Origin of the sequence: Spirosoma soli (genome assembly GCF_042684525.1) — a bacterium.
Classification (GTDB): domain Bacteria; phylum Bacteroidota; class Bacteroidia; order Cytophagales; family Spirosomataceae; genus Spirosoma; species Spirosoma soli.
This window is the reverse complement of sequence record NZ_JBHULN010000004.1, coordinates 233,390-258,512: the sequence shown is the minus strand read 5'-3', so window position 1 is coordinate 258,512 and position 25,123 is coordinate 233,390. Positions and strand designations below refer to the sequence as shown.

Below are 25,123 nucleotides of genomic sequence, written 5' to 3'. Positions count from 1 at the left end.
GTTTGACCTGATCCATTAGCTCGTGCCTATTTTTTTGATTTTTCAACTTTGCAAAACAAAGTACTTTATGAACTATCAACCACCACTTTCAGCAGCTCCTGAACCTGCTCGGCCAGCTGAGCTTTTAGGCGAATCAGTACACGATTCAACATCGCTACGTCAGTCGCCAATTCTGGAGCCGTTTCGCGATTTTCTCTTCGGAATCGGGCTCATAGCGCTTTTGCTGTCTAGCGGAGCTTTTCTGCTTTATGATTTGCTGGGCGACCGGCGTCAGGGCAACGACAGCAGCTTCACGCTGTTTATGTTCCATTATGGCATAACGGTTGCGTATTCGCTAGCGCTATTGAGCAACGGTCATTGGCGTTCTAAGCGCTATCCCGAACGACGTCCGGCGCGGTGGCTGGGGCTGCTCCTCTGGCTGTTGAGTGCCTACGCGCTGAACCGTGATCTGGCCGTCTTCCAACAGTCGACGGAGTGGTTATGCTGGGCGTTAGTGTTGGTGGGAGCCGCCATGGTCGCCTATGCCTGGAAAGAATCATTACCTATTCGACTACAGCAACTCTTGTATCTGGCGCTGGGCATCGGTTGTTGGCTGTTCATTTACATGGCCGTGTACATTGTTGAGTTATACCCCATTAGTGTTCCGGCGTTGATTGGTTTGGGGATGTCGGCGCATACGTTTGTCCCACTGGTGTTCGCGGTTGTGTTATGCAAGCGAATTTGGTTCGATGCTAAATCTGACGAACATCTACGCCCGGGCATCGCAGTTGGTTTGACGATACCGTTACTAGCGATCGGCGTATTCATGACCGGTTGGATGAACGATGTCAATAAGATGCAAAGCGTACGTATGGAAGCTACGACTCGACAAACCAGCGACCTACCCGAGTGGGCGCTTATTGCTCAACGTATTAAGCCGAACTGGATCACGAACCGTCTATTGTTAGCAGGTCGGGTGTACGATCAGGGCCACTTTTTTGACGGCGACGGTTGGGGGCTTTCGCACTTAACGGCCCTGGAAGATGTCCGGGAGCATGATCCTTTGGTAGTTATTGCGTCAAGAATTTTCCCGGCAACTACGCTGCCCGCAGCCGAACAGCTGAACCTGCTCAAAGTACTACACAACGAACGGCATGGCACGGAGGAAAAGTTTTGGACGGGGCGGCATCTAACCACCGAAGACGTGGTCTCTCAGGTACGTATCTGGCCTCAATTCAGGGTGAGCTATACCGAAAAAACGTTACGGATTCGTAATCAGGTCCGACAACCCGAAGAAGCCTTGTTTACCTTTCACCTACCATCGGGCTCAGTCGTTTCGTCCATGTCGTTGTGGGTTAACGGCCGCGAAGAGCCCGCTCGTTTAACGACCGTTGCCAAAGCAGACTCCGCTTACCGGCAAGTCGTCAACGTCGAGTCGAAAGTTAGGGCGCGTGACCCGTCGGTAGTGTATTGGCAGGAAGGCAGTCGCATTACCGTACGGGTGTTTCCGTGCCAGGCCAGCGAAGACCGGCGTGTAAAGATTGGCATTACATCGCCATTACGGCTGGAAGGAAGCCAGCTAGTTTATGAAAACCCGTATTTCGACGGGCCAAACGCCAGCGCGGCCAACGAGCTTATTAAGGTTGACTTTGCAACTGCCCCCAACAACCTACAATCGCCCTGGCTATTGGACGGTCTGGATGGTACAACGCTAACCCACCGGGACCATTACAATCCTGATTGGTCGTTACGTTTTGAGGCCCCACCTTTATCGAATGAGTCATTCGTGCTGGAAGGAAAAGCGTACCGGCTGGAGCCTTACAAGCCCGTTCAGGATACCTTTAAACCAACGGATGTTTTTCTGGATGTAAATGCCGCCTGGACTAAAGACGAGTTTAGGGCAGCTCTTCGCGCCACCAGCCAGCTAAACGGCCGGGCCTGGATATTTGACGATGGACTTAAACAAGTTTCCGCTCAAAACGCCAGCGATACGTACGAGCGGCTTGTGAAGCAACAGTTCAGCTTGTTTCCGGTCTACCGCATCACCAACCCGGCAACGTCTTTGCTCATCACTAAAGGTACGCCCGTTTCGCCTACCTTAAGCGATTTAAAGCATAGTGCCTTTGCCGACCGGATGCATCTGACGGCCACCCAACATCAGCCCCTCAATACGTTCTGCTTCGGCAATGAGCTGTCGCCTTACCTAAAAACATTAGCGGAGCTACGCGTTCTAAACGTCTTAAACGGTACGGGCGACGACCTGGCTGCTCATATTGTAAACCAGCACCAATTTCCTCATCAACTCAATGATTCTGCTCGGGTCATGCTATTTGAGGCCCGTGTTACCATCTGCGAGACGCCGATGCCTGTTCACCCGGACAAGGCTATAGAGAAAGCTGGTATAATTCATCCATCCAACGCGCCGGATCACCTGGCAAGGCTGTTCGCCTACAACCATCTCCTGCAACAGATCGGTCGGAATTACTTAACAGAAGGCTATCAGACTACCCAACTGATTCAGGAAGCTCAGCAGGCGAACGTTGTCTCTCCCCTATCTAGTTTGGTGGTGTTAGAAACCGAAGAAGATTATGATCGCTTTGGCATCCAAAAGGATAAACAGGGTCTCTCCAACGCCACATTAAAGGCTGAAGGCGCTGTACCAGAACCCCACGAGTGGGCATTGCTGATCATGGTGACTCTGCTAATTGGCTGGCTCTATTGGCGAAAACGGTATGCTCTCCATTGATTTAACCACCTGGTTAACCGTTGGCCTGCTCGTATTTGCGGGCCGACGGAGCCCATGGACGGGTCGATTAGTAGTGTTGCTGTTGCTTTCGCCCGGCCTGCGTTACGTATCGGCGCTGTTTACCTTTCCGATCCGACTAACGCTGAGCAACTGGGCAGGGGCTTTTCTGCGAACCGCTGGCCTGCAAGTGTCTGTCGACGGTAACGTGTTGGTACGTAGCGGGCAGGAGATGGCCGTTGATCCGGCTTGCATGGGCTTACAAATGACGGGTACTTCATTACTGGTAGCTTTGTTTCTGCTGATCTGGGCTGAAAAGCAACTGCAGAAACAAGTCCCTATCAGCTGGGCAATTGCGTATGGACTAACTGCATTTGGCCTGACCATCCTTTGCAATCTGTTCCGAATTATTATTCTCGTTGCCTTCGGTATCTTACCCGGTACCTGGGCCCACGAAGCCGTTGGCTTACTCTGCGTAGCCGTTTACGCGTGGCTTCCCGCCAGCGGACTGGCTACCTTCCTGGTAACGCAGTTTGGGCGTAGGCAGGAGATAGTCACGCACCCAATCTGGTCGATGCGGTGGTCCTTACTAACGCTGGCTGCCGGCTTCGGTTTGATGGCCTATACTGCCCGCCCAACAAAACCAATGACTGACCCTTGCAGCCTGAAATATCAGTATGGATATGCTTCTTTTTTATGCAAGCCGCTGCCAAACGGCTTCGTTCAGTTGTCAAAGCCGAACATACTGGTTTATCTGAAACCCTTACCCGACTGGTACAGTCTGGAACATAATCCGGCCGTTTGTTGGCGCGGGAGCGGCTATGAGTTGGGGCGCGTTCGCGAAACGGTATTGGATGGACATCCGGCCTACGTTGGCGAACTGCGTAAAAGCGGCAAAACGCTGCAAACCGCCTGGTGGTTTAGCAATGGCCAACACACTATGGTCAGCCAATTAGAGGTTCGGACGCGGATGCTACGGGGAGAAGCTAACTTTTCGCTGGTGAACGTAACGACACTGAGTAAACATGATCGATAATGCTATTAACTGCGGTAGGGACAGGTAAGATAAACCGTCAATAGAAAAAAGTGAACCAGACCATTGGCGAATAGGAACAGAGGTAATTCAACCTCCCATTTGGTTTAGGTGTTATACGTCAAAAGCTTGCTCAACGTATTATGCCTCAATCATCGTCAGCCAGGGTACCGCAATTAAGAAGTACCGCCCAAGATGACACACGACGTACCACCTGGGCCGAACTGTTAAACGATCTCGTCTTTACAGTCATCATTGCTCAGCTGGCCCAGCGCTTGCTTAAATCGCCCGACACGCCGTCGCTGTTTGGTTTTCTGCTGCTCTACGTTCCAGTCTGGTGGCTTTGGAACGGCGAAACGCATTACTCGACCCGTTTCGATAATGACCGCGACGTGTTGCATCGTTTCTTAGCCAGCTTTCAATTACTAGGCTTGATTGTGCTGGCTGCGGCCGTTCCGAATGCGCTGGAGACAAATCAGGCAGCTGTTGTCTACGCCTTAACGTATTCGGCCGTTCGGATAATTTTGTTGGTTGAATACGGCCGGGCCTGGTATTATATCCCGGATGCCCGACCCTATATCAAGCTCCTCATCACAGGGTTTGCAGTATCTGTTCTAATCTGGGGTATATCAGCCTTGGTGCCAGTTCCTTATCGCTTTATTTTATGGGGACTAGCCTTACTTATTGAGTTAGGCACTCCTTTATCGGCATCGAGTAAACGACTTCATGAAGAACTTCCTCCTGATGTACGGCACCTACCCGAACGGTATGGTTTATTCACGCTTCTGGTGCTTGGTCAGTCCGTTACCAGCACGGCACATAGTCTGATTCAGAAGGGCTTTGAGACAAATACCATACTGGCAACACTATTGGGCGGAGTTGTAATCATTGGCTTGTGGTGGGCTTATTTCGACCGCCTGGACGACGATGCGGTGCGGCAAGTTAAACAAGGTGGCAGTTCACATTTATACACCCTCTGGCTTTACCTGCATCTGCCGTTAACGGTCGCGTTAACGGTCATCGGCGTTGGTCTAACGCTCGCCATCCAATCCATTGATGCCGATGAACTACACCCCTCAACGAAGTGGCTACTCTTAGGGTCGCTATCGGGGTATTTTATGACTGAAGCTGGCATTAGCTTAACAACCCTGCGGGCAGGCCCATCGCACGTCGGCTTCATCCAGGGTATATCCGTGCGATTTGGATTAGCTGTGCTGTTGATCATAATTGGTCTAACCATTCAACTCAGCACACTAGCGTTGTTAGCGATCACTGCCGGGTTGATTGTAGGCCTGATTATTAGTGACTACTTCGCACCCGATCCACCCGAGAGCGCCGAGCGCATAAGCCTGGAAAAGGATGATCAACCAACCGAAAAGCCCATGTCACCGCTTTGAGAATGACATGGGCTTAGAGAATTTTGGGCGTGTAAAGACTACTGAGCCGCAAAGTCTGAGTCTTTGGCACCTTCGTTAAACTTGACCTTATCGACGCTCATTTGCCGTTGCTGCTGATCGCTGCCCTGCGTAAGGCTGGTTGGGTATTTTAACCCTTTAAAATCTTTATAATCGCTCAGGCGCGTCGTCATTTCTATTTCCTCGCCCCCGCGTGGTGATTTTTGTTTGGCAACGGTCTGCACTTTCAAACCAGAAGCGACATCGTAATAATCTGTCCAGCTGGTGCTGCCGTCCGACGATGTATTCGTTACCTTATACGCGTCTTTACCATCTATTTTTTCGGTTCCCGTTACGGTGCTTTTTACGCCCAGCTCAGCAAAGTGCAGTTCCGGAAACAGAGTTCCTTGCAGCATTGCCTGCTGCGCTTCTTTGCCTTCTAACGTCTGGCTACCTTGCATGCCTCCGCGAACCACTTTTACGCCATCGCTCGTCATCTTCATAACCTCCATACCGTTCGCATTAACGACCATCGAAAACTTGTTAGGCACTTTGAACCGTCGGGTTATCATGATTGGGTTGCCGTTAAACTCCGAAGACATTTCGACGCGTAGGTCATTAATACTTTTGAGGAGATCTTTGCCACCAATAGCCGCAATGTATTTGTCGATTACTTCGTTAGCGCCTGGTGTCGTTTGAGCTACTGCCGACACCCACACGGCCGACAGCATTAGAAGGGTTAGGGCTACTTTTTTCATAGTTTATGATGGTTAAGGAATAAAAGTAAAAGATTAAGTTATTCGATACTAAACGGTACGCGACAAGTTTCTTTCTTGACAGGATGAACAGGATTTTCAGGATTGAATTCGTCCTAAACATCTTGCCTATCCTGTTCATCCTGTCAAGAAAGAAACTTGTCGCGTGCTCCAATCAGTTTATAGCAACTAAACCACGACGTAACAACATCTACTTTTTTATCCAGAATTCTAGTAGGTAAACCAGCGCCCCGGCCAGATAACCAATAAGTGCCAGCCAGCTGATTCGGCGCAGATACCAGCCAAACTCCAGCCGCTCCATACCCATTACGGCGACTCCGGCGGCCGATCCAATCACAAGCATACTTCCGCCCGTACCAGCACAATACGCCAAAAACTCCCACAGTTTGGCATCGGCGGGGTAGGTTTGTAAATCATACATGCCCATAGCGGCTGCTACAATGGGGACGTTATCAACCACGGCAGATACAACGCCAATCAGCAGTACAATAACGTCCAGATTACCAATTGACGCATTGAGCGATTCGGCCAAACTACGCAGCACGCCAGTAACTTGCAGCGATCCAACCGCCAGCAAAATCCCCAGGAAAAACAGTATGCTTGGCGTGTCGATCTTACTAAGGGCGTAAGCCGCAGTAAATCGCTGCCGTTCGGCTTCGTCTTTATCTTTATGAATCAACTCGGACACAACCCAGATAAAGCCTAAAGCCATCATCATGCCCATGTAGGGAGGTAAGTGCGTGACCGTTTTGAAAATTGGTACCCACAGTAAGCCACCTAGTCCTACCGTCAGCATGAGTCGCCGGTCGCGCCGGGCTGCGGGCGTAATGTAAGGACGACTAACGCCTTGTTTAGCCGTCCCCACAGAGGCTTCGGTGTCGGGCTCATAACGCATTGTCAATATAACAAGCGGAGCCAGCAGGGCGACCAGACTGGGCAGAAGCAACGTCTTGATGATGTTGAGCGTTGTTACTTGCCCACCAATCCAAAGCATAGTGGTTGTTACGTCGCCAATGGGTGACCAGACCCCGCCGGCATTGGCAGCAATAATGACCATACCCGCCATAACTTTCCGCTGGTCAACATTCCGTACTAGCTTTCGGAGTACGGATACCATAACAATGGAGGCTGTCAGGTTGTCGAGTACCGCTGACAGAAAAAAGGCCAAAAAGCTGATAGTCCACAGCAACACGCGCGTGTTTCGGCTGGCGATGCGATCGGTAATAATCGTGAAGCCGTCGTGTGCATCAATCAACTCCACGATGGTCATGGCCCCAATCAGGAAAAATAAAATCTCGGCGATTTCGGTCAAATGCTCACCCAGATGCGTAACCACCTCATCTGGGTTTCGCCCACTCAAAGCATATACCGTCCAGCACGTAACACCAACCAGTAGGGCCGTTGCCGTCTTGTTTAAACCAATAGAGTGCTCAACCGTGATAAGTATATAGCCAACTACAAATATTATGATTAGGGTCAGCGTCATAGAATTTCAGAACTTGATTAACCCTTATATTGTCATTAAAATAATGGCAAAGAACCGGTTTATTATCCGCATCTCCTCACTTGGTCCCGATGGTATGGCGTTGTTTCCGTTCATTTTAGTGCGGCAGCCAAATCCCGGTCCTGTGTTAATTAACCACGAACGAATTCATTTGCGGCAGCAGGCCGAACTGGGCATTATACCGTTTTATGTGTGGTATGTGCTTGAATACATGGTTCGCCGGGTTCAGTATAGAGATCATTATATGGCCTACCGGAACATCAGCTTCGAGCGCGAAGCGTTTGCCAATGATGCGGACCTGACTTATTTAAGTAACCGTCGGTGGTTTGCGTTCCGGGCTTACTTGTGAAGTCTTTAGCTACTCAGCAGCTTGACCCTTATAGCCTAATACGCCCGCCATCACTACCACAGACGAAAGCACCACCACCAGCATCGCAATACCTTCCCGAAAGCCCAGTAGTCGCAGATCTTCAGGAATATTCAAGTATAACAAAATGGTAGTAAGGCCGCGTGGCGCAATCCAGAGTAACGGCTTTGGTGGGCCCTTATACGTTAACTTCAGCGTAACCCAGCGCCAGGCAATAATGATACCAATAAACAGACTACTCACAATGATGGCATCCAGATCAATCAGTTCGCGCGGAACGGCCGCGTAGCCAAAGATGAGAAAGAAGAACGTACGTACTACGAAAGACCCTTCAGCCGTCAGGTTCTTGAGTTGATCAAGCTCTTTTTCGAACAGGTCATTTTTCAGGATTTCGCTTAGCCGCCCCCGAATAAACAATTCCGTGTTATTCAGAAACAGTCCGAAAATCAATATCAACAACAGTGACGACAGATGATAGATCTCGGCCAGTGCATACACCAGAAAGAGCACTGAGATGATCGGCAGGAACTTGATGCGGTGGTTGATTCGGCCGATCAGGTACAACAGTAAAAAACAGCACCCCAACGACAATAAGGCCATCACCAGCGTGTCGCGCGTAAAGAGCCAAACGGCCCCGAATACTGAATTACGGCTTAACAACAAAAAATTATAGGCCATTACGCCGAGGATACTCGCAAAGGCCGACTCGTACACTACAAATTCCTGTTTGTCCAACGACAGATTCGATACGCTGGGGATGGCCACAGCACTACTAATGATTGAGAACGGGAGGGCAGCAATCAGGCAGCGATAAAACGAATCGTTAAGCAACAGGTAAAGCACTCCGGCCATAAGCAACGTTCCGCCGATAATCGACAGAAGCGACGCCAGTAGGGTTCGACGAAGTACACTCAGCTTCTCGGCGTGAAGTTCCAGATCCAGCCCTCCTTCGAGCACAACGAGAATAAGTCCTAATGTGCCAAGCGTAGGTAAAATTGTGTTGATGTAGGGAACCTGAACATCGAAGTAACCCGTCGCTTGCCGGGTTAGTACGCCGAGCAGCAACAGCAACAAAACAGAAGGTATTTTGAAGCGACTGCTGAACAAGTCGAAGGCGTACGAAATCAGCACCGACATACTCAGCACAATAATCAGAATCGAGGAATCCATGCGGCAAGTTAACTACAGATTGCGGTTTACGGTAGTCGGTTTACAGTAGTCCGCAGTCACAGCGAGCGCGCAAATGTCTTTGGTGGGGCCTGTAAACAGTAAACCGAATACCCATAAACCTATACCATCTCTGTAGCGATTTTAGCGGATAGCAAACAAAGCGGAATTCCTCCGCCGGGATGAACACTCCCTCCCACAAAGTACATGTTGTTGAACTGCCGCGAAAAATTCGCATGACGTAGAAAGGCCGCAAATCGGTTATTGCTGCTGTTGCCATACAGCGCCCCCTGAGAGGATGACGTTCTGGACTCGATACTACGTGGGTCCAGCACGGACTCCGTTTCAATAAGCGGCTCAATGTCGACGCCCAAATTATGGCTTAACTTGCGAATAACGTCACGTCGGGCTTGTTGAATGATGGCATCCCAGTCCTGGCCAGTATTGTTAGGCGCATTAAGCAGAATAAACCAGTTTTCGCAACCTGAGGGGGCATCGTCGGGCTTGTACTTCGACGTAATGTTCAGATAAATCGTTGGGTCGTTGTGCAACTCATTTCGGCCAAACAAGCTATCGAACTCCGCGCGGTAATCGTTACTAAAAAAGATGTTGTGCAACCCCAACTCCGCAAACTCGCGTTTGATTCCCCAGTAGAAGATTAGCCCTGAACTCGACTTGGGCTGGCGCAGAATTCGCTCGGGTTGCCGGGCATCGGGCAGTAATTTGCGGAACGTGTTTACGACATCCATATTAGAAATACAAAGCGCGAGTGGCGCCGGATTAACCAGCTGTTCGACCTCGGCTCCGCCTGCCCGACCTTTGGTATGAAGGCCAATTACTTTTTTGCCTTCGGTGACAATCTCCGTGACACGGGTGTTGAAATGAAAACGAACGCCCAGATCTTCGGCCAGCCGCACCAGACTGTTGGTAATACTAATCATACCGCCTGTCGGGAAGAACGCGCCGATGTTGTATTCCAAATGCGGGATGATATTCATCGTGGCGGGCGTCTGGTACGGGTCAGAGCCGTTATAGGTAGCATACCGATTGAATAACTGTACCAATTTCGGATGCTGAAACCGTCGTTCGTTAGCCTCGTTCATGGTTCCGAACACGCCAAGCCTGGGCAAGTTGAGGTACCCCCGCAGGGCATCTCGGTTGAGCCAGGTCGACGCTTTATGCAAGGACCGATGCAGGAAGAGCTTTTCCGTTACGTCGTATTTCACCGCACTGTCGTGCAGATGCTCCTGTAAATGCCTGGCCGGTTCGCCCAGTACTGTTTCTACTTCGCGGCCAAACCGATCATGGTCTGACCAGGCAGTTAAGCGCGTTCCATCATCCCAGAAGTAACGGCACGTTTCGTCCAGGCGGATGTATTCAAAGTAGTCGGCAGGATTTCGCCCAGCGAGTTGAAACAGTTCGTCAACCAGATGCGGCATGGTAAACAACGACGGCCCAGCATCGAAACGATACGTATGCAATTTACCAGCCTGCTGCTCAAATGATGAGAGTTTACCTCCCGGATAGGCGTTGGCTTCGTATACATCAACGTCGTATCCTTTAACAGCCAATCGAATAGAAGCCGCGATGCCAGCAATGCCGGCCCCAATAACAGCAGCAGTCATAACGCTAAGTTCAAATACACATAAACAAATAAGTGACTGACGCGAAAGCTGTATGCAAGCGCCAGTCACTTATAACCAACACCGAACTACTGTTGGCGGGCGTAATAAAATAAACTTACAGAAGGCGCAGTGGCTTTTTCGCTTATGGTGAAATAGCCCTTCCCATCTTTATCGAAGCAAATGGCTTCACCCTGGATCTCGGCGCGGTACGTAAACCGGCGTCGGTTGCCATACTGCAAGGCATCAGGTATACTTTGGCCCGGATCACGCTTCCAATAGAAAATGTCAGAGTACGTCCGTATCAGAATCTCCTGACCATCGGGCGAGATAGCCGCTGCGGTTATGTAAGCGGGCAATCCATCGCCCGTAGACGGTAGCTCGCCTAACCCTTCGGCAACGGTTATTTCGTTAATATTTTGTGGATAAGCCAACCGATACAGGTGTTTGTTATCTTCCCGCTTAGAAATGATATAAATATCTTTCGTTCCTGGGTCAACGAACATCGCTTCAGCGTCACGGGGGCCATCCGGATAGCGAAAGTTGATTCGCTCGACTTGAGTGACGGATGCTTGCAGACTACTGGGTTCAGGCAATCGGTAAATCTGACAAATGGGCGTCTGGGCATTGTTGTCGCCAATGTCGCCAATATAAATATAGTTTACGTTTGCCTGAGGACCGGGTCCAAAGGCGAGCTCTTCCCAATCGCGGTTGGTAACATTTGGAATCTTGATTTTTCCCTTCACTTTACCATCGTATCCCAGCAAAGCCAATTCGGCAGGCGACCCACTGTCCTGTTCAATCCAGAGATTACCGGGCTGACTACGGCTATCGGCCATACCCGACGCTTCGTCAATCTGGCCAGGTGCTACAGCGGCAGCGGTCGGGTCCGACGCAAACTGGGCCTGGTAAACACTGGCAACTTCGAGTTTGCACGAGACCATTGCCAGCAAACCAGTCAGCAAAATAAGAGTACGCATGAAGCATTCAAGTTGATTCTGTCGTCAAAGTAACGAAACAGCGAGCGAATTAGTCAATCAAACTGAAATAAGCTATCAATTAGCAATGCGTAACGAAGTGCTAACCTAGCTGGTACAAGGTATGATAAGCAACCGATTGCGCTGAATGATTAAGTTATTCCTTACTTGTTTCAAGAGCAGGTCACGCCAGGCCCCTGTTATCGATACGGACGACGGACTTAAGTCGCCAACTTCTGGAATAGATAGTTTTGTCAGCCTATAACCGAATCACGTACTACAAGTAGGCGGTAGATTAGGCGGGCAACAGAACACTGAATGTAGACCCGATACCCAACTGGCCTTTAGCCGTAATGTATCCCCGATGGTTTTCAACAACTTTTTGCACGATAGCTAATCCAATGCCCGTCCCCTGGTACTCGCTACGGCTATGCAGTCGCTGAAACACCTGAAAAATTCGTTGAGCATAGTGCGGCTCAAACCCAATGCCATTGTCGGCAACGTCAATCAGATTAAACAAACGGTCGCTGTCGGCAGCCACAATGTCGAAGTCGGTGTCACCTCCCCGAACCTGTCGGGACGTAATGTCAATTCGCGGACACTCAGCCGATTCGCTTGTTTTAGAAAATTTCAGTGCATTGCTGATCAAATTCTGGAACAGCTGCCGAAGTTGAGACGCGTCGCCGGGGATGCTGGGTAAGGGCTGCATGGTTACGATGGCCTTTTTATCATTGATGGCGGTTTCAAGATCGCTTATCACATCACTCATGAGCTCCCCTAAGTCTACTAAGCCAATGCTTTCGCGTTTGGTAGCAACGCGGGAATAAGCCAGCACATCTTTGATAAGAACCTGCATACGAGCCGCTGCCGACTGCATTCTGCGAATTATATCTGCCCCTTCGTCGCCAATGGTAGAGGCATATTGATTTCGGATAATATCGCCGAACGCCTGAATCTTGCGCAATGGCTCCTGCAAATCGTGACTGGCTACATACGCAAATTGCTCCAGATTCTTGTTTGAGCGCTGCAAATCAATAACCGATGCTTCTAACTGCTGCTGCAGCTTTTTCAAGGGGGTGTAATCGCCGAACGTTACCAACACCTCATCGCCCATTTTGGTAGACATGATATCGAGCCAGACATCGATACCGCTACCGTAGTAGTGAAAATCGAAGCGCAGGCTTTCGCCGGTGGCGTACGTTTTATAATAGCTATCGAACAGGCCATTGGTTTTATAATCAGGAAACCACGTGCTACCCAATGCACCGATAACTGCTTCTGGTTGCTGCCCTACGTAGGAAGCTAACTGCCGATTGGCAATCCGGAAACGGAAATCGATAACTTCGCCGACCTCATTATGGACGGGCTGAAACAGAAAAATACCGGTCTGCGATGTATCGATAACCGTCTGTAATTCCTGAGTTAGTTGCTCTAACTGTTTTTGCGCCCGTTTCAGATCGGTGATGTATTGAAATACTGCCAGTACGTCATTGCCTTGTTTAACCAACGTGATCTCGGCCCACAAATCGACATCATCGCCCTTGAAATGGTGTTCATACTGTTGCAATTCGCCTGTTTCCAGTGTAACCCGTAACCGATCGAAAAAGCCTTTCTGGGCGGCCATCGGAAACATGGTGAAGAGCGTATTGTTTCGCATGTATTCCAGAGAGCGGCCGGTAGCGCTGGCAGCGACAGGATTCGCGAGCTTGTATCGGAAGTCGACAGTGGTACCCGATTCGTTCAGTATGGGTTCATACAAGACCAGAGCCGTCGGCGAATTATTAATGACCGTTTGCAGCAAAGCTGCCGTTTGTTCAATCTGTTGCTGCGCCAGCTTAGTTTCCGACACATTGGAAATCGTGATGACCAGCTCATCGTCACTAAGCTTTCGGGTATTTACGTTTGCCCAATGGTCCCGCTGCCCATCGTAGTGATGCATCTCTACAAACTGAGGTTCTCCTGTTTCAATGGTTTTGCGGTAAGCCTCGAAGAGTTCAGATTGGTGCATACGCGGATGCAATTCTAACTCAGAACGCCCTACCAGTTGCTCAGCAGTAGACTGGACAAATTCAGCCGACCGCTGGTTAACCGACATAATAACAAAGTCGGTGATAACGCCATCCTCATTTCGAACGGCCCGTTCTGCAATAATTCCGTTCGACGAACTGTCGAGTACGCTGTTAAGGAAGTCCGCCTGCCGTTTGTTCTCAGCCGCCTGCTGCTGTATTTGCAGGGCGGCTTGTTTACTCTCGCTTATATCTGTGTAGGTTACGGTTACGCCATCCCCAAAAGGTGCAATGGCCATATCGTACCAAGTATCTCCGTATAAAACCTCAATATGTCGAGGCTGGTTTGTTTCCGCCACTTGCACATAATGATCGAACAAACCAGCCTCATGCAGTCCAGGAAACACAGCTAAGGCCCTTTGCCCAATAATCTCGCTCACCTCTCGATTACGAACATCAGCTCCGGCTTTATTGATGACCATAACAACGAAATCGATAATCAGCCCGGTCTCGTCCCGAACAGCCTCCATGGCTTTAATACCGCTGGGCGAGTTGTTTAATACATTATTGATCAGATCGGCCTGCCGCTTATTTTCCCTGGCCTGCTGTTCGGCATTTTGCTCGTTCTGCTTGCTCTCGGTAATATCGTTGAACGTAATAACGAGACCATCATTGAGCTTAACCACCGACATCTGATACCACAGCAACCCATCGCCAGCCGGGAAAGGGGTTTCAAATTGCGTTGGCTCGCTAGTCTCAACAACTTGTACAAACTTGTCAAACAAGCCAGCCTCCTTAACTCCATCCAGTTGGGCCAACATAGATACGCCAATTACTTCGTCCGTTAGGTTGAGCATTTTCTTGGCGGCACGGTTAAATCGGGCGAAGCTAAAATCGATGATATTACCCTGGTGATCGCGTATGGTCTCGTACGCAATGATACCGTTCAACGAAGCGTCCAGAATCCCATCCAGCAGCTGAGCCTGGTGCAGATTTGCCTGCTCAGCACTTTTCAGTGCGGGCACGTTACGAATCGTACTTAATACACCATCGCCTAATTTGGTCCGGTGCGTAAAGAACCATTCGTTGCGGGTCGAATCGAACGAGCTGTGCTCATGCGTTTGCCCGTTTTTTAATACTTCGCACAACTCTGCGAAAGATGGCTCCGTAAAGGCTGGATGCGACATATTGTCACCCAATACGGTCATGCCTACACCAACAACATACAGACCGCGGGTATTTTCGTACGATTTCCGGTTAGCATACTCGACCCGAAAATCAACAACCCGATGCTCATCATCACGCAGTGCCCTCGTCCAAACAACAGCATCAGGCAAGCTGTCGAGCAGTTCTAGGTATTGTAAACTAGCAGATTGGTCAGTGAGCATAACGAGTTGACGCGAGTAGGGCGACGCCCCAGTAAGCATAAGTTCAGCAAGTTACCGCTTTTGCCAGAAATGAACTTCATGGCTTGATAGATTTCCTATGTATCACTCGCAGGCCATTAGCAATGGTCATTTGCAAAATCGCAATTTCATATGGCATTAATTGGCTTCTGTGAGCTTCTGCCAATTTTAATTTGTAATTTTGCTACTCTCACAAACACCGCATCAACTGATGGCCTATCAATTATCTACTCTTAAACGAGGTCTACTGCTTCCGTTTGGTCTCTCCATGGTACTTTCGTTCGGTGTGCGGGCGCAGGATGCTCCAACGTACCAAACGCCCCCTAAAGCGCTGGCCGACCTCGTCACAGTGCCCCCAACGCCAGGTGTCAGCGTTAGGAGCAAAGGTGATGTATTATTAATTCTGGAGCAGGCAGCTGCCCCAACCATCGCCGAGCTGTCGCAGCCCGAACTTAAGCTGGCCGGGCTACGCATGAACCCGGCTAACAATGGCCCTAGCCGGGCTCGTTACATAACGAACCTGAAAATAAAGAAGATAGCCGGTAAAGATGAGATCGAGGTAAAAGGCTTACCTGCCAATCCGCTGATTAGCTTTGTGCAGTGGTCGCCCGATGAAACAAAAGTAGCCTTCGCTAACTCGACCGACAACCGGATAGACCTATACGTCGTCGATGTCGCTACGGCTACCGCCCAAAAAATCGGTACACTTGCACTGAATGCTACGCTGGGCACACCTTTCCGGTGGGTCTCTGACAGCAAGAGTCTGATCGTAAAAACGATTCCGGCGGGGCGGGGTGCTGCTCCTGAAGTAAGCCGCGTACCAGTTGGCCCTACTGTTCAGGAAAACGTTGGTGGCAAACGTGGCCAGGCCCCTACGTACCAGGACTTGCTCAAAAATCCGTCCGACGAAAAGCAATTTGCCTATTACGCCGTTTCGCAGGTTGTTCGACTCACGCTTGATGGTCAGTCCATACCTGTTGGCCAAGCGGGCATTATTGCATCGGCCGAGCCATCACCCAACGGTCAGTACATTTTGATTGAAACTGTCCACACACCGTTTTCATACCTGGTGCCGGTGTATCGGTTCCCGCGCAAAACGGAGGTCTACGCCATTAGCGGTTCTCTCGTGAAGACCCTCAACGACGGCCCCCTTCAGGAAAGTGTACCCTATAGCCCAGATGGCGCTCCTTCGGGACCACGCGAGTTCAACTGGCGTGACGATGCGCCAGCTTCGGTTTATTACACCGTTGCCCAAGACAATGGTGATCCAAAAGTAAAGGCCGACATCCGCGATAAAGTATACCTGACAGAAGCTCCTTTTTCGGCCGAACCCAAAGAAATATATGCGGCTCAGTACCGATTCGAGGGTTTTGAATGGGGGAATGAGTCGATGGCACTGGCTAACGAACGTTGGTGGCAAAACCGTAAAGAGGTTACCAAAACCGTCAACCCCAGCAACTGGCAAACAGCTGTGCTTTTCGACCGTTCGTATGAAGACCGCTACAGCAACCCTGGTCAGCCCGACACAAAACGAAATCAGTATGGTCGGGATGTCTTAAATATTTTGCCAAACAACGAAATTCTGATGCTCAATGGACAGGGAGCGTCACCCGAAGGCGATCGTCCGTTTGTGACTCTGCTGAATTTAAACACGAAGAAAACCGGCGAGCTTTGGCGATCGGCGGCCCCTTATTTCGAACGGCCCATTGCGGTCCTGGATGCGGCCAAACAAACGATTCTAACGACGCGCGAAACGCCGGATGAGAACCCTAACTATTTCGTACGCAATCTGAAAGCACGCGTTGCCCCTATTCAGGTCACGGCGTTTCCGCACCCTTATCCGCAACTAAAAGGCGTTCAGAAGCAGCAGCTTCGCTACAAACGTAACGATGACGTTGACCTGACCGCAACGCTCTACCTGCCTGCCGGCTACAAAAAAGAGCAGGGGCCACTGCCTACGTTCTTGTGGGCTTATCCTGCCGAGTTTAAGAGCAAAGATGCCGCTGGGCAAGTTTCGGGCTCCCCGTATCAGTTCAATCGAATTAGCTATTGGGGCGCTGCTGCCTTCGTGACCATGGGCTATGCCATTCTGGATAATGCCAGCATTCCCATCGTGGGTGAAGGCGACAAAGAACCAAACGATACGTACGTTGAACAGTTAGTGGCCAGTGCCAAAGCCGCCATCGACGAGGGCGTTCGCTTAGGCGTTGTCGACTCCAGCCGCGTTGGGGTGGGTGGGCACTCATACGGCGCATTCATGACAGCGAACCTGCTTACGCATAGCAAACTGTTTAAAGGCGGCATTGCCCGCAGTGGCGCTTATAACCGGACCTTAACGCCGTTTGGCTTCCAGAATGAGCAACGCAGCTACTGGCAGGCTCCGGAGGTGTACAACAAGATGTCGCCGTTCATGAATGCCGACAAAATGAAGACGCCCCTGCTGCTCATCCACGGTGAAGCGGATAACAACACTGGTACGTTCCCGATTCAGTCTGAGCGGTACTACAATGCGCTGAAAGGCTTTGGTGCAACTACCAAACTGGTGTTTTTACCTTACGAGAGCCACGGCTACACAGCCAAAGAATCGTTGTTACACATGCTGTATGAGATGAATGGCTGGTTAGATAAATACGTGAAGAATGCACCCGCTACTCAGGCTAGCCAGACAGGCAAAGCCGGTAAACTTGGTGGTGGCAAGTGAGATGTGCCGGCAATCTGACCGTTGGTTAAGTAATTGACTAATTGGCGTTTGCCTGTTTCGTAAATTAACGACTAAAAGATCGCTACCGAACACTTTTATTCATTACTACGTATGGCAGATCGTCGTCACAACTTCACAATATTTCCACAAAGCTACAAGTATGGCTGCTGGCTGGCCGTTACGCATTCTATGAATATATACAGTATGTATTGGGGTCCCTACACCGGAATGCCCTGGCCTGTATCGCTCTATGATAATTCTGTAAATTACTATGATAGCTGGCTTGGCGAAAATTATGGGCTACTTATGGACAGCGGCATACTTACAGAATTTGCGTCCAGAAACAGATTACAATACCAAAAACTGTACGGTGACACAAGCGTTGTTAGCAGCAAGATCGGTCAGTCGCCGGTAATGGTAGCGGGCCGACTAGCGGGCAGTGGCAACGATTCGCATTTCTTTGTCATTACAGGTGTCAAAAACGGCAAAGTGTATTGGAGCGACCCAAAGCCAGACGGACAAGCCAGCTGGGGTGTTACTACATTCGCCGAATTCAAGAAAACACACCCAAACGCATTTGAGCACGCCTTTTGGTTGGGTTAATCTAAGTACTCGTCGTTGCAATAGTTAGGTTTTAGAGCGTTTGCCTTTATAAAGACAAACGCTCTATTTTTTATGAAAACTCGCCTATTGTTCATTACCGCCACGCTCCTGCTCGGCCTTTGCGGTGCGCTCACCTTTCGCTCAACAGCTGATGGCTGGGTCAGTATATTTGATGGAAAAACGCTGAATGGTTGGAAAGCAGCCGAAAATCCAGGTACCTTCAGCGTTCAGGATGGCGCTATTGTAGTATTCGGCCCCAGAGCCCACCTGTTTTACGAAGGCCCCGTAAACAACCACAACTTCAAAAACTTTGAGTGGAAAGCGCAGGTAAAAACTATGCCAGGTGCTAACTCAGGTATGTTTATTCATACCGCTTACCAAGAGAACGGCTGGCCCAGCAAAGGCTACGAAATCCAGGTCAATCAGACTCACACAGATTGGCGCAAAACAGGTAGCGTCTATGCCCTTCAGGACGTAAAAGAAGTATTTGTAAAGGATAATGAGTGGTACACGGAACACATCATTGTGAAAGGTAAAAACGTGACCGTAAAGATCAACGATAAAGTCATTAATAATTACACCGAGCCCGACAGCATCAGCCAGGGCAGTTCAGGAAAGAAACTAAGCGCTGGCACTATTGCCCTACAAGGCCACGACCCAAAGAGCAAAGTCTACTACAAAGACATCATGGTAAGAACGCTGCCAGACTGATTGCCCTCAACAGCAAACGAGACCGCCACCGAATCAGTCGACTTGGTGGCGGTCTCGTTTGCTGCCCAACTTACTTAGCGGAACCGCTGAATGCTGAAGTTCTGCGCGTTGCCAGTCTGACCAATGAGGGCATTAAGGGTATAAATCTGGTTATTAACGGCGACGCTGGTGGTTGCGCCATTGTAACCGGCCGCGTCATACTTGATAACCGACGCTGTTTGCCAATTGTCTGTGCTACGTACCTGAGCCACACGGTTCCCACCAGTTACAACGTACAGGTCGCCGTTCAACAACGTCAACCCGTCGCCAGGCAGACTGTTGGGAGTAGGACTCGTATTGGCCACTACTATCTCTGAGATGGCATTGCCGTTGGCCAAGTCAACTTTATACAGTTTACCCTGACCGGTGTTTGCCACGATCAGGAAGTTGTTAGGGTGGTACACAATGCCATTCAGGCCGAAACCAGGGTTGCCAAACCGGGCATCATCTCTCGCCAGAATACTGGCTACGCCAGCAGCTGTTACTTTGTAGATGACCGGCGAGAACGAGTCTGTCACATAAGCTGTGCCGTCGGGACTAATGGTCACGTCGTTGGCAAAGTTCGGATCAGCCGCCGGCAACAGCGCGTCCAGATCAGTCCGTCGTATTAATTGGCGGGTACTCAGGTCAAAAACCAGCAGCTCTGCCGTCTGTCGGGTAGTTTCGGGAGAGCTCCGGTCTGACCGGCCCTGATCGCTGTTACAGACAAACACGCGACCATCGGCCACCTTCATACCAATGCCCGCAATAAATCCGGGAGCTGTGAGTAAATCTTCATACCGGCCATCTGTATCGACGGTACCGATTTTACCCTGCGGAATAGACGTAACCAGGAACTTACCCAACTGCGATGAATACGCTATTCCTTCGGGATATTGCCGGGCGGCAACAAATTCAATGCGCTCGGGGAACGGCGCATTAGGGCTATTGCGATGATCTTCACAAGCCGTCAGAGCACCGGCTGTTATCAGCACCGTGCCCACTAACCAGGATGTTTTCATGGGGTAGTTGTCGAGTATAACGTATGTTTAGTGAATGCGGGCACTCGCTCCGCTACCGAAAAGAATAGTTACTTCAAGCAATTTGTTTAAAGTATTTACAAGTTGGTCTTGAAACTCGTTTGACGCACCTATACACGCTACTTAAATTGCTGAATACTGTAATCTCTCGCCTGAAGTTCAGCGGCATTATTAATAGCTGCATTAACCTCACCAATACGAGCATTGATCGTATAGATGCGGCCACTGACTTCTACGTTCGTTGTTGACTGATCGTAGCCAATCGAATCTGTCCTGACCACACTGGCCGTATTCCACCCATCGATACTACGCACGAGCGATACACGATTCTGCCCGTTAACGACGTAAAGGTCATTGTTAACCAGCACCATCCCATCACCACCTTTCAGGGTCACGCCTGTCACTTGTTTGACAATACCCACATTCACTAAATCCACTTTGAACAATTCCCCCGTACTGGACTTCACAACAATCAGGAATTTATCGGGGTGGTAAACAATACCATTTAGGTTAATCTCCTGCATACTTGCCATCTGCGGGTCATTCCCGAACAGAGGGTCGTCTTTGAGTATGCTGGCTTCAAAAGCAGGTGTCACTTTATAAATAACCGGCGAAAAAGAGTCTGTTATATAAGCGTTGCCAGCCTCATCGAAGGTGATATCGTTGGCAAAGTAATGAGCTTCTGGTACGTTAGGACGTAAGGAATCAAGTCGAACTACCTTAATCAGCTCCCGATCAGCCAGATTGAACACAAACAAGCTTGCCGTTTTGAGTATCGTTTCAGGCTTACTTTTTGTTGAAACGCCTAAATCGCTGTTACATACGTACAGTCTCCCGTCGCGCACCTTCATTCCCAGACTGCTAATGAGTCGGTTATCCGAAATAAAATCGGCATACCGACCATTGGGGTCAACTACGCCTACTTTACCCTGGGTGAGTGAGCTCACCAAAAATCTGTCGATGGATGGGGCGTAGGTAATTCCCTCCGGGTACAGTCGATCCGACGAAAACTGAATCCGTTCGGGCACTGTAGAAGCATTAAACTCAGGGTCTGTTGTGTTGCAGCCTAGAAGACTTACCATTACAGCGAGTACTCCCCAAACCGGGCTTAATTTCGTCGTCATTACGGTTCAATTTAAGCTATTCCGCCAACGTTTCTATCCTGGCCAATTTATAAATACGATCTTTTGTTGAAATTCACACATTGGCTGATAAAAACCATCAGTTAGATTTTGAGTTTTAGATTTATACAAACCTCTGCAATGTTATGAAGCATTTTGAAACCCTTACAGAAGCGATGGAAGATCTTCGTGGACGTGGCTATACGCATGAATTTGCCCCGAAAAAAGACTTTCTGGAAGAAAAAAGCACAGCTACCAAACTTAAAAGCGAAGAGTTTAATGTTGATGAGTTTCATCGCTTTGAAGGAACCTCAGACCCCGGTGATGAAATGACCCTGTACGCCATTACAGCCTCTAATGGATTGAAAGGTGTATTTGTTTCAGCACAAGGGACATATTCAAACGAAGTGTCGTCAGAATTGATGGTTAAGTTTAATATTACTGACCGCGCCGAAGTTAATACAGACGGAGCTGTGAAGCCAATCAATGCGCCTGAGGTTGGTCAATAAGCCATTTCTGTGATATTTGCAAGAAACCGACCCGGAACATATAAAATTTTCCGGGTTTTTAACTATATTTGCGGCCTTTACAAAAACGCGTCGTTCTTTTTCGTGCTGATACGCCATGAAGTTATCCGAATTTAAATTTGATTTGCCCGAGAGTCTCATTGCTAAATACCCAGTTGAGCGGGGTGAATCGAGGTTGATGGTTGTCGACCGAAAAACTAAAACTATTGAACACAAGCAATTTTCGGATATACTGAGCTATTTCGGTGATGGAGATGTGATGGTCATTAACAACACCAAAGTATTCCCAGCGCGGCTTTACGGTAATAAAGAAAAAACGGGTGCTAAGATCGAAGTTTTCCTATTGCGTGAGTTGAATCGTGAAATGAAGCTTTGGGATGTTCTGGTAGACCCCGCCCGTAAGATCCGTGTTGGTAACAAACTGTATTTTGGTGATAGTGATCTGGTAGCTGAAGTCATTGATAATACAACCTCACGCGGCCGGACCATTCGCTTTCTTTTCGATGGTAATCATGAAGAATTCATGAAAGCGGTCGATGAATTGGGCGAGACGCCCCTACCCCGCGAAATCAACCGGGAGGCCGAAAACGCCGATCGTGATCTATATCAGACCGTGTTTGCCCAACATGTTGGTGCTGTAGCCGCTCCTACCGCCGGTTTGCATTTTACTCGCGCTATGATGAAGCGAATGGAGATTAAAGGAATTCATTTTGCGCCCATTACGCTGCACGTTGGTTTAGGCACCTTCCGCCAAGTAGATGTGGAAGACCTGACCAAACATAAGACAGATTCCGAAAACTACCGCATTGGTGAAGATTCGGCCCAGATTGTAAATACGGCACTCGATGCAGGCAAACGGGTGTGCGCCGTAGGTACGACTTCGCTGAAAGCCATAGAATCGTCGGTATCGGCTAATAGCCGCCTGAAACCAGTTGAAGGCTGGACAGATAAGTTTATCTTCCCACCTTACGATTTCAAGATTGCCAACTCGTTGCTAACGAGCTTGCATTTACCAGAATCAATTCTAATCATGATGACGAGCGCCTTTGGTGGCCATGACTTAATTCGGCAGGCTTACGAAACGGCCATTAAAGAAAAATACCGCTTCTTTAGCTACGGTGATGCTATGCTGATTCTTTGATTAGTGAGTCAAGCAATCGAGCAGTAATTTTGGGGCCTCAGGGCCCCTTTTTTATGACTGATCAACTTGCTGACGTAGCTGCTCATCGACTATTTGCTATCATCGTTGCCGGAGGAAGCGGCAGTCGGATGAAATCAAGCATCTCAAAACAGTTTTTACCGCTCAACGGAAAACCAATTCTTCAACACACCATCGAACGGTTTTTGGCCGTTTCTCCTGCCCCGCAAATCATTCTTGTGCTTCCGGCCCGTGATTTACTCACCTGGGCAACGCTTTGTGAACAACACGATTTTTATCCGCCCATCGAAACCGTTAATGGGGGTCCCACTCGCTTTCAATCGGTGCGTAACGGGCTAGCCGCCATACGCGCTACGGATGGCTTGGTAGCTGTCCATGATGGTGTGCGCCCATTCGTTTCTCCCGAAATTATTCAGCATAGCTTTGAGACAGCCGCTCGAACTGGGTCAGCCGTTACGTGTGTTCCCGTGAAAGATTCGGTACGTATTGTCGATACAGAGGGCAATAGTCAGGCCGTTGACCGAAGTCGATACCGGTTAGTACAAACTCCACAAACGTTTCGTTTAGACCTATTTCGCCAGGCTTTTCAAACCGAAGAACAGCCCTTTTTTACGGACTGCGCCAGCGTAATGGAACACGCTGGTTTTCCCATTACGCTCATTGAGGGGGCCTACGAAAACATAAAGATTACGACACCCGAGGATTTGCCCTGACTGCCTGAACTAGTTTGAACCGGAATTTACAGGATTTCGTACAAGTTTTTAACAAGTAAAATCCTGCCAACCCCTTTAGTTCAGTAAAAATCCTGGTTCAGGCAGCCCGGTTTAGACTGGTTTACACAATTAAACTATTCAGCAAACTCTCCAGATGTTCATCTGTCGTGAGGGGATTCATAAGCGACACGCGCAGGTAAACGCGCCCGCGTAATGTTGTCTGCACCATGTAAAAGCGCCCATCGTTAAGCACCTGCTTACGAATGTGGCTATTAAGCTGGTCAAGCTCATTGTCATCTAAGCCCGTCCTAACGTATCGGAAGCACACGATGTTACTTTCGGGCTCAACTGCTAACTCAAATTCTGGCCGCTGACTAAGCAATCGGGCAAAGCGACGTGCCAGGTCGTACAACGTCTCGACATAGTCCGTAAAAATCTCTTCTCCGTAGGTTCGTAATACTGTGTATATCTTAGCGCTCATCATGAGCTTGGTACACTCAAAGGTTCGCTTACCGGAGTTAAACCAATCCTTGGTTGTGGCGTCGGCCCACAGGTATTGCGCTTTTTGTTGAAAGGTCCGATACGAATCAGCATCACGACGATACAGTACAGCTGTCACTAATGCCGGAATCATCATCATTTTGTGAAAATCAACAACAATTGAATCGGCACGTTCAATACCCCGAACAAGTGGCTTGTATTTTTCGGACAGAGCTGCCACGCCCCCATGAGCCCCATCGGCATGAAACCAAAGACTATGAGTTTCGCAGAAATCAGCGATTGCCGTTAGGTTATCGTATGCCCCCGTCGAGGTTGAGCAGGCGCTACCAACGACAGCAAATACGGTTAGGCCCTTTGCTTTAGCTTCTTGCCAGTAAGGCTCCAGCAGCTCCGTGCGCATCTGAAAGCGGTCATTAACGGGAATCGTAATGATACCGTCCGTGCCCAGCCCCATAATACGAGCGGCCCGGTCTACGCAGTAGTGCGCTTCCTCCGATACCATAATTGCTAATCGGTCAGTGTTACCTTCTCCCCAGACATCGGTCGGCGCTGATACAGCACGGGCAGTCAGTAAGGCTGTAAGGTTGGCGAGTGTACCACCCGATGTGAGCAGTCCACCGGCATCCGTCCCAAGTTCTAACCGTCCGGCCAGCCACTGCATCACAATACGTTCGAGTGCGTTAGCCGTCATGCCCATCTCATAAACGCCCGTGCCTTGGTTCAACAAACCGGTTAGTAAGCCTGTTATAGCCGCCAAAGGCAATGGGGGCGCAATCTGATGCCCCATGAACTGTGGGTGATGCAGATGAATGGATCGCCTTACCATTTCTTCAAATAGTGGTAAAGGATTTGCATTAACAGGCTGAGCGAAGTCCTGCCGCCAAAAGGCGAGTTGCTCGTCGGGCTCCTGATAAGTAATAACAGCTTCTCGTCCTGTTTTAGCCCGTTCCAGGTGATCGGCTAATAAATCAACCAGCGCATGAGCTTGCTGACGAAAACTTTCGGAAGAATACGCGGTCGTTAAAAGGCTGCCCATTGTAGTTGACGTTTTGGCA

Annotated in this window: 19 protein-coding genes; 10 read left to right on the top strand and 9 right to left on the bottom strand. The window is 49.5% G+C overall.

Going from position 1 to position 25,123, the window contains the following annotated elements; all coding sequences use genetic code 11:
• Nucleotides 1-67: 67 nt before the first annotated feature.
• The 3 genes from ACFSUS_RS08925 to ACFSUS_RS08915 all read left to right on the top strand — a co-directional run bounded on the left by ACFSUS_RS08925 (nt 68) and on the right by ACFSUS_RS08915 (nt 5,152).
• A complete protein-coding gene (locus tag ACFSUS_RS08925) occupies nt 68-2,725 on the top strand; it encodes an XrtN system VIT domain-containing protein (protein WP_381521686.1) in 2,658 nt (885 codons plus the stop codon).
• A complete protein-coding gene (gene xrtN, locus ACFSUS_RS08920; protein ID WP_381521684.1) occupies nt 2,712-3,758 on the top strand; it encodes an exosortase N in 1,047 nt (348 codons plus the stop codon). The genes ACFSUS_RS08925 and xrtN overlap by 14 nt, the downstream gene beginning before the upstream one ends.
• Nucleotides 3,759-3,898: 140 nt before the next feature.
• Nucleotides 3,899-5,152, top strand: coding sequence for a low temperature requirement protein A (locus tag ACFSUS_RS08915; protein ID WP_381521682.1), 1,254 nt, complete (start codon nt 3,899-3,901; stop codon nt 5,150-5,152).
• Between the two features lie 38 nt (nt 5,153-5,190).
• Here ACFSUS_RS08915 and ACFSUS_RS08910 read toward each other — a convergent pair whose 3' ends face one another.
• Complete coding sequence (locus ACFSUS_RS08910; protein WP_381521680.1) at nt 5,191-5,907, bottom strand: hypothetical protein; 717 nt, start codon at nt 5,905-5,907, stop codon at nt 5,191-5,193.
• Nucleotides 5,908-6,115: 208 nt separating this feature from the next.
• On the bottom strand, nt 6,116-7,411 hold the full coding sequence (gene nhaD, locus ACFSUS_RS08905) for a sodium:proton antiporter NhaD (RefSeq protein ID WP_381521678.1): 1,296 nt from the start codon (nt 7,409-7,411) through the stop codon (nt 6,116-6,118).
• Between the two features lie 43 nt (nt 7,412-7,454).
• Between nhaD and ACFSUS_RS08900 the strand changes: the two genes are divergently transcribed.
• Nucleotides 7,455-7,778: a hypothetical protein gene (locus tag ACFSUS_RS08900; RefSeq protein ID WP_381521676.1), complete on the top strand. Its 324-nt coding sequence runs from the start codon at nt 7,455-7,457 to the stop codon at nt 7,776-7,778.
• Nucleotides 7,779-7,787: 9 nt separating this feature from the next.
• Here ACFSUS_RS08900 and ACFSUS_RS08895 read toward each other — a convergent pair whose 3' ends face one another.
• From ACFSUS_RS08895 to ACFSUS_RS08880, 4 genes are all read right to left on the bottom strand, one after another.
• Nucleotides 7,788-8,966: a cation:proton antiporter gene (locus ACFSUS_RS08895; protein WP_381521675.1), complete on the bottom strand. Its 1,179-nt coding sequence runs from the start codon at nt 8,964-8,966 to the stop codon at nt 7,788-7,790.
• A 119-nt stretch (nt 8,967-9,085) separates the two neighbouring features.
• Entirely contained in the window at nt 9,086-10,588 is a 1,503-nt protein-coding gene (gene crtD / locus ACFSUS_RS08890) for a 1-hydroxycarotenoid 3,4-desaturase CrtD (RefSeq protein ID WP_381521673.1), read from the bottom strand.
• Nucleotides 10,589-10,674: 86 nt separating this feature from the next.
• The gene (locus tag ACFSUS_RS08885; protein WP_381521672.1) at nt 10,675-11,565 is read right to left on the bottom strand and encodes a PE-PGRS family protein; all 891 of its coding nucleotides are present in this window, start codon (nt 11,563-11,565) and stop codon (nt 10,675-10,677) included.
• Nucleotides 11,566-11,857: 292 nt separating this feature from the next.
• Nucleotides 11,858-14,995, bottom strand: a complete 3,138-nt coding sequence (locus tag ACFSUS_RS08880; protein ID WP_381521670.1) for a PAS domain-containing sensor histidine kinase — start codon at nt 14,993-14,995, stop codon at nt 11,858-11,860.
• A gap of 247 nt (nt 14,996-15,242) precedes the next feature.
• Between ACFSUS_RS08880 and ACFSUS_RS08875 the strand changes: the two genes are divergently transcribed.
• The 3 genes from ACFSUS_RS08875 (at nt 15,243) to ACFSUS_RS08865 (ending at nt 18,989) form a co-directional block, all read left to right on the top strand.
• A complete protein-coding gene (locus tag ACFSUS_RS08875; protein WP_381521911.1) occupies nt 15,243-17,675 on the top strand; it encodes an alpha/beta hydrolase family protein in 2,433 nt (810 codons plus the stop codon).
• A 111-nt stretch (nt 17,676-17,786) separates the two neighbouring features.
• Entirely contained in the window at nt 17,787-18,278 is a 492-nt protein-coding gene (locus ACFSUS_RS08870; RefSeq protein WP_381521668.1) for a hypothetical protein, read from the top strand.
• A gap of 72 nt (nt 18,279-18,350) precedes the next feature.
• Complete coding sequence (locus ACFSUS_RS08865; protein WP_381521666.1) at nt 18,351-18,989, top strand: 3-keto-disaccharide hydrolase; 639 nt, start codon at nt 18,351-18,353, stop codon at nt 18,987-18,989.
• 74 nt (nt 18,990-19,063) lie between these two features.
• Here ACFSUS_RS08865 and ACFSUS_RS08860 read toward each other — a convergent pair whose 3' ends face one another.
• A complete protein-coding gene (locus ACFSUS_RS08860; RefSeq protein ID WP_381521665.1) occupies nt 19,064-20,029 on the bottom strand; it encodes an SMP-30/gluconolactonase/LRE family protein in 966 nt (321 codons plus the stop codon).
• 137 nt (nt 20,030-20,166) lie between these two features.
• On the bottom strand, nt 20,167-21,171 hold the full coding sequence (locus ACFSUS_RS08855; protein ID WP_381521663.1) for a gluconolaconase: 1,005 nt from the start codon (nt 21,169-21,171) through the stop codon (nt 20,167-20,169).
• Between the two features lie 143 nt (nt 21,172-21,314).
• On the opposite strand from ACFSUS_RS08855, the gene ACFSUS_RS08850 reads away from it, so the two are divergent.
• The 3 genes from ACFSUS_RS08850 (at nt 21,315) to ACFSUS_RS08840 (ending at nt 23,567) form a co-directional block, all read left to right on the top strand.
• Nucleotides 21,315-21,677, top strand: coding sequence for a hypothetical protein (locus ACFSUS_RS08850; protein WP_381521662.1), 363 nt, complete (start codon nt 21,315-21,317; stop codon nt 21,675-21,677).
• A 115-nt stretch (nt 21,678-21,792) separates the two neighbouring features.
• Nucleotides 21,793-22,836: a tRNA preQ1(34) S-adenosylmethionine ribosyltransferase-isomerase QueA gene (queA, locus tag ACFSUS_RS08845; RefSeq protein ID WP_381521660.1), complete on the top strand. Its 1,044-nt coding sequence runs from the start codon at nt 21,793-21,795 to the stop codon at nt 22,834-22,836.
• Between the two features lie 53 nt (nt 22,837-22,889).
• Nucleotides 22,890-23,567: a 2-C-methyl-D-erythritol 4-phosphate cytidylyltransferase gene (locus tag ACFSUS_RS08840; RefSeq protein WP_381521658.1), complete on the top strand. Its 678-nt coding sequence runs from the start codon at nt 22,890-22,892 to the stop codon at nt 23,565-23,567.
• 121 nt (nt 23,568-23,688) lie between these two features.
• Here the strand turns inward: ACFSUS_RS08840 and ACFSUS_RS08835 are convergent, their stop codons facing one another.
• Nucleotides 23,689-25,104, bottom strand: a complete 1,416-nt coding sequence (locus ACFSUS_RS08835; protein WP_381521656.1) for a pyridoxal phosphate-dependent decarboxylase family protein — start codon at nt 25,102-25,104, stop codon at nt 23,689-23,691.
• Between the last annotated feature and the right edge of the window lie 19 nt (nt 25,105-25,123).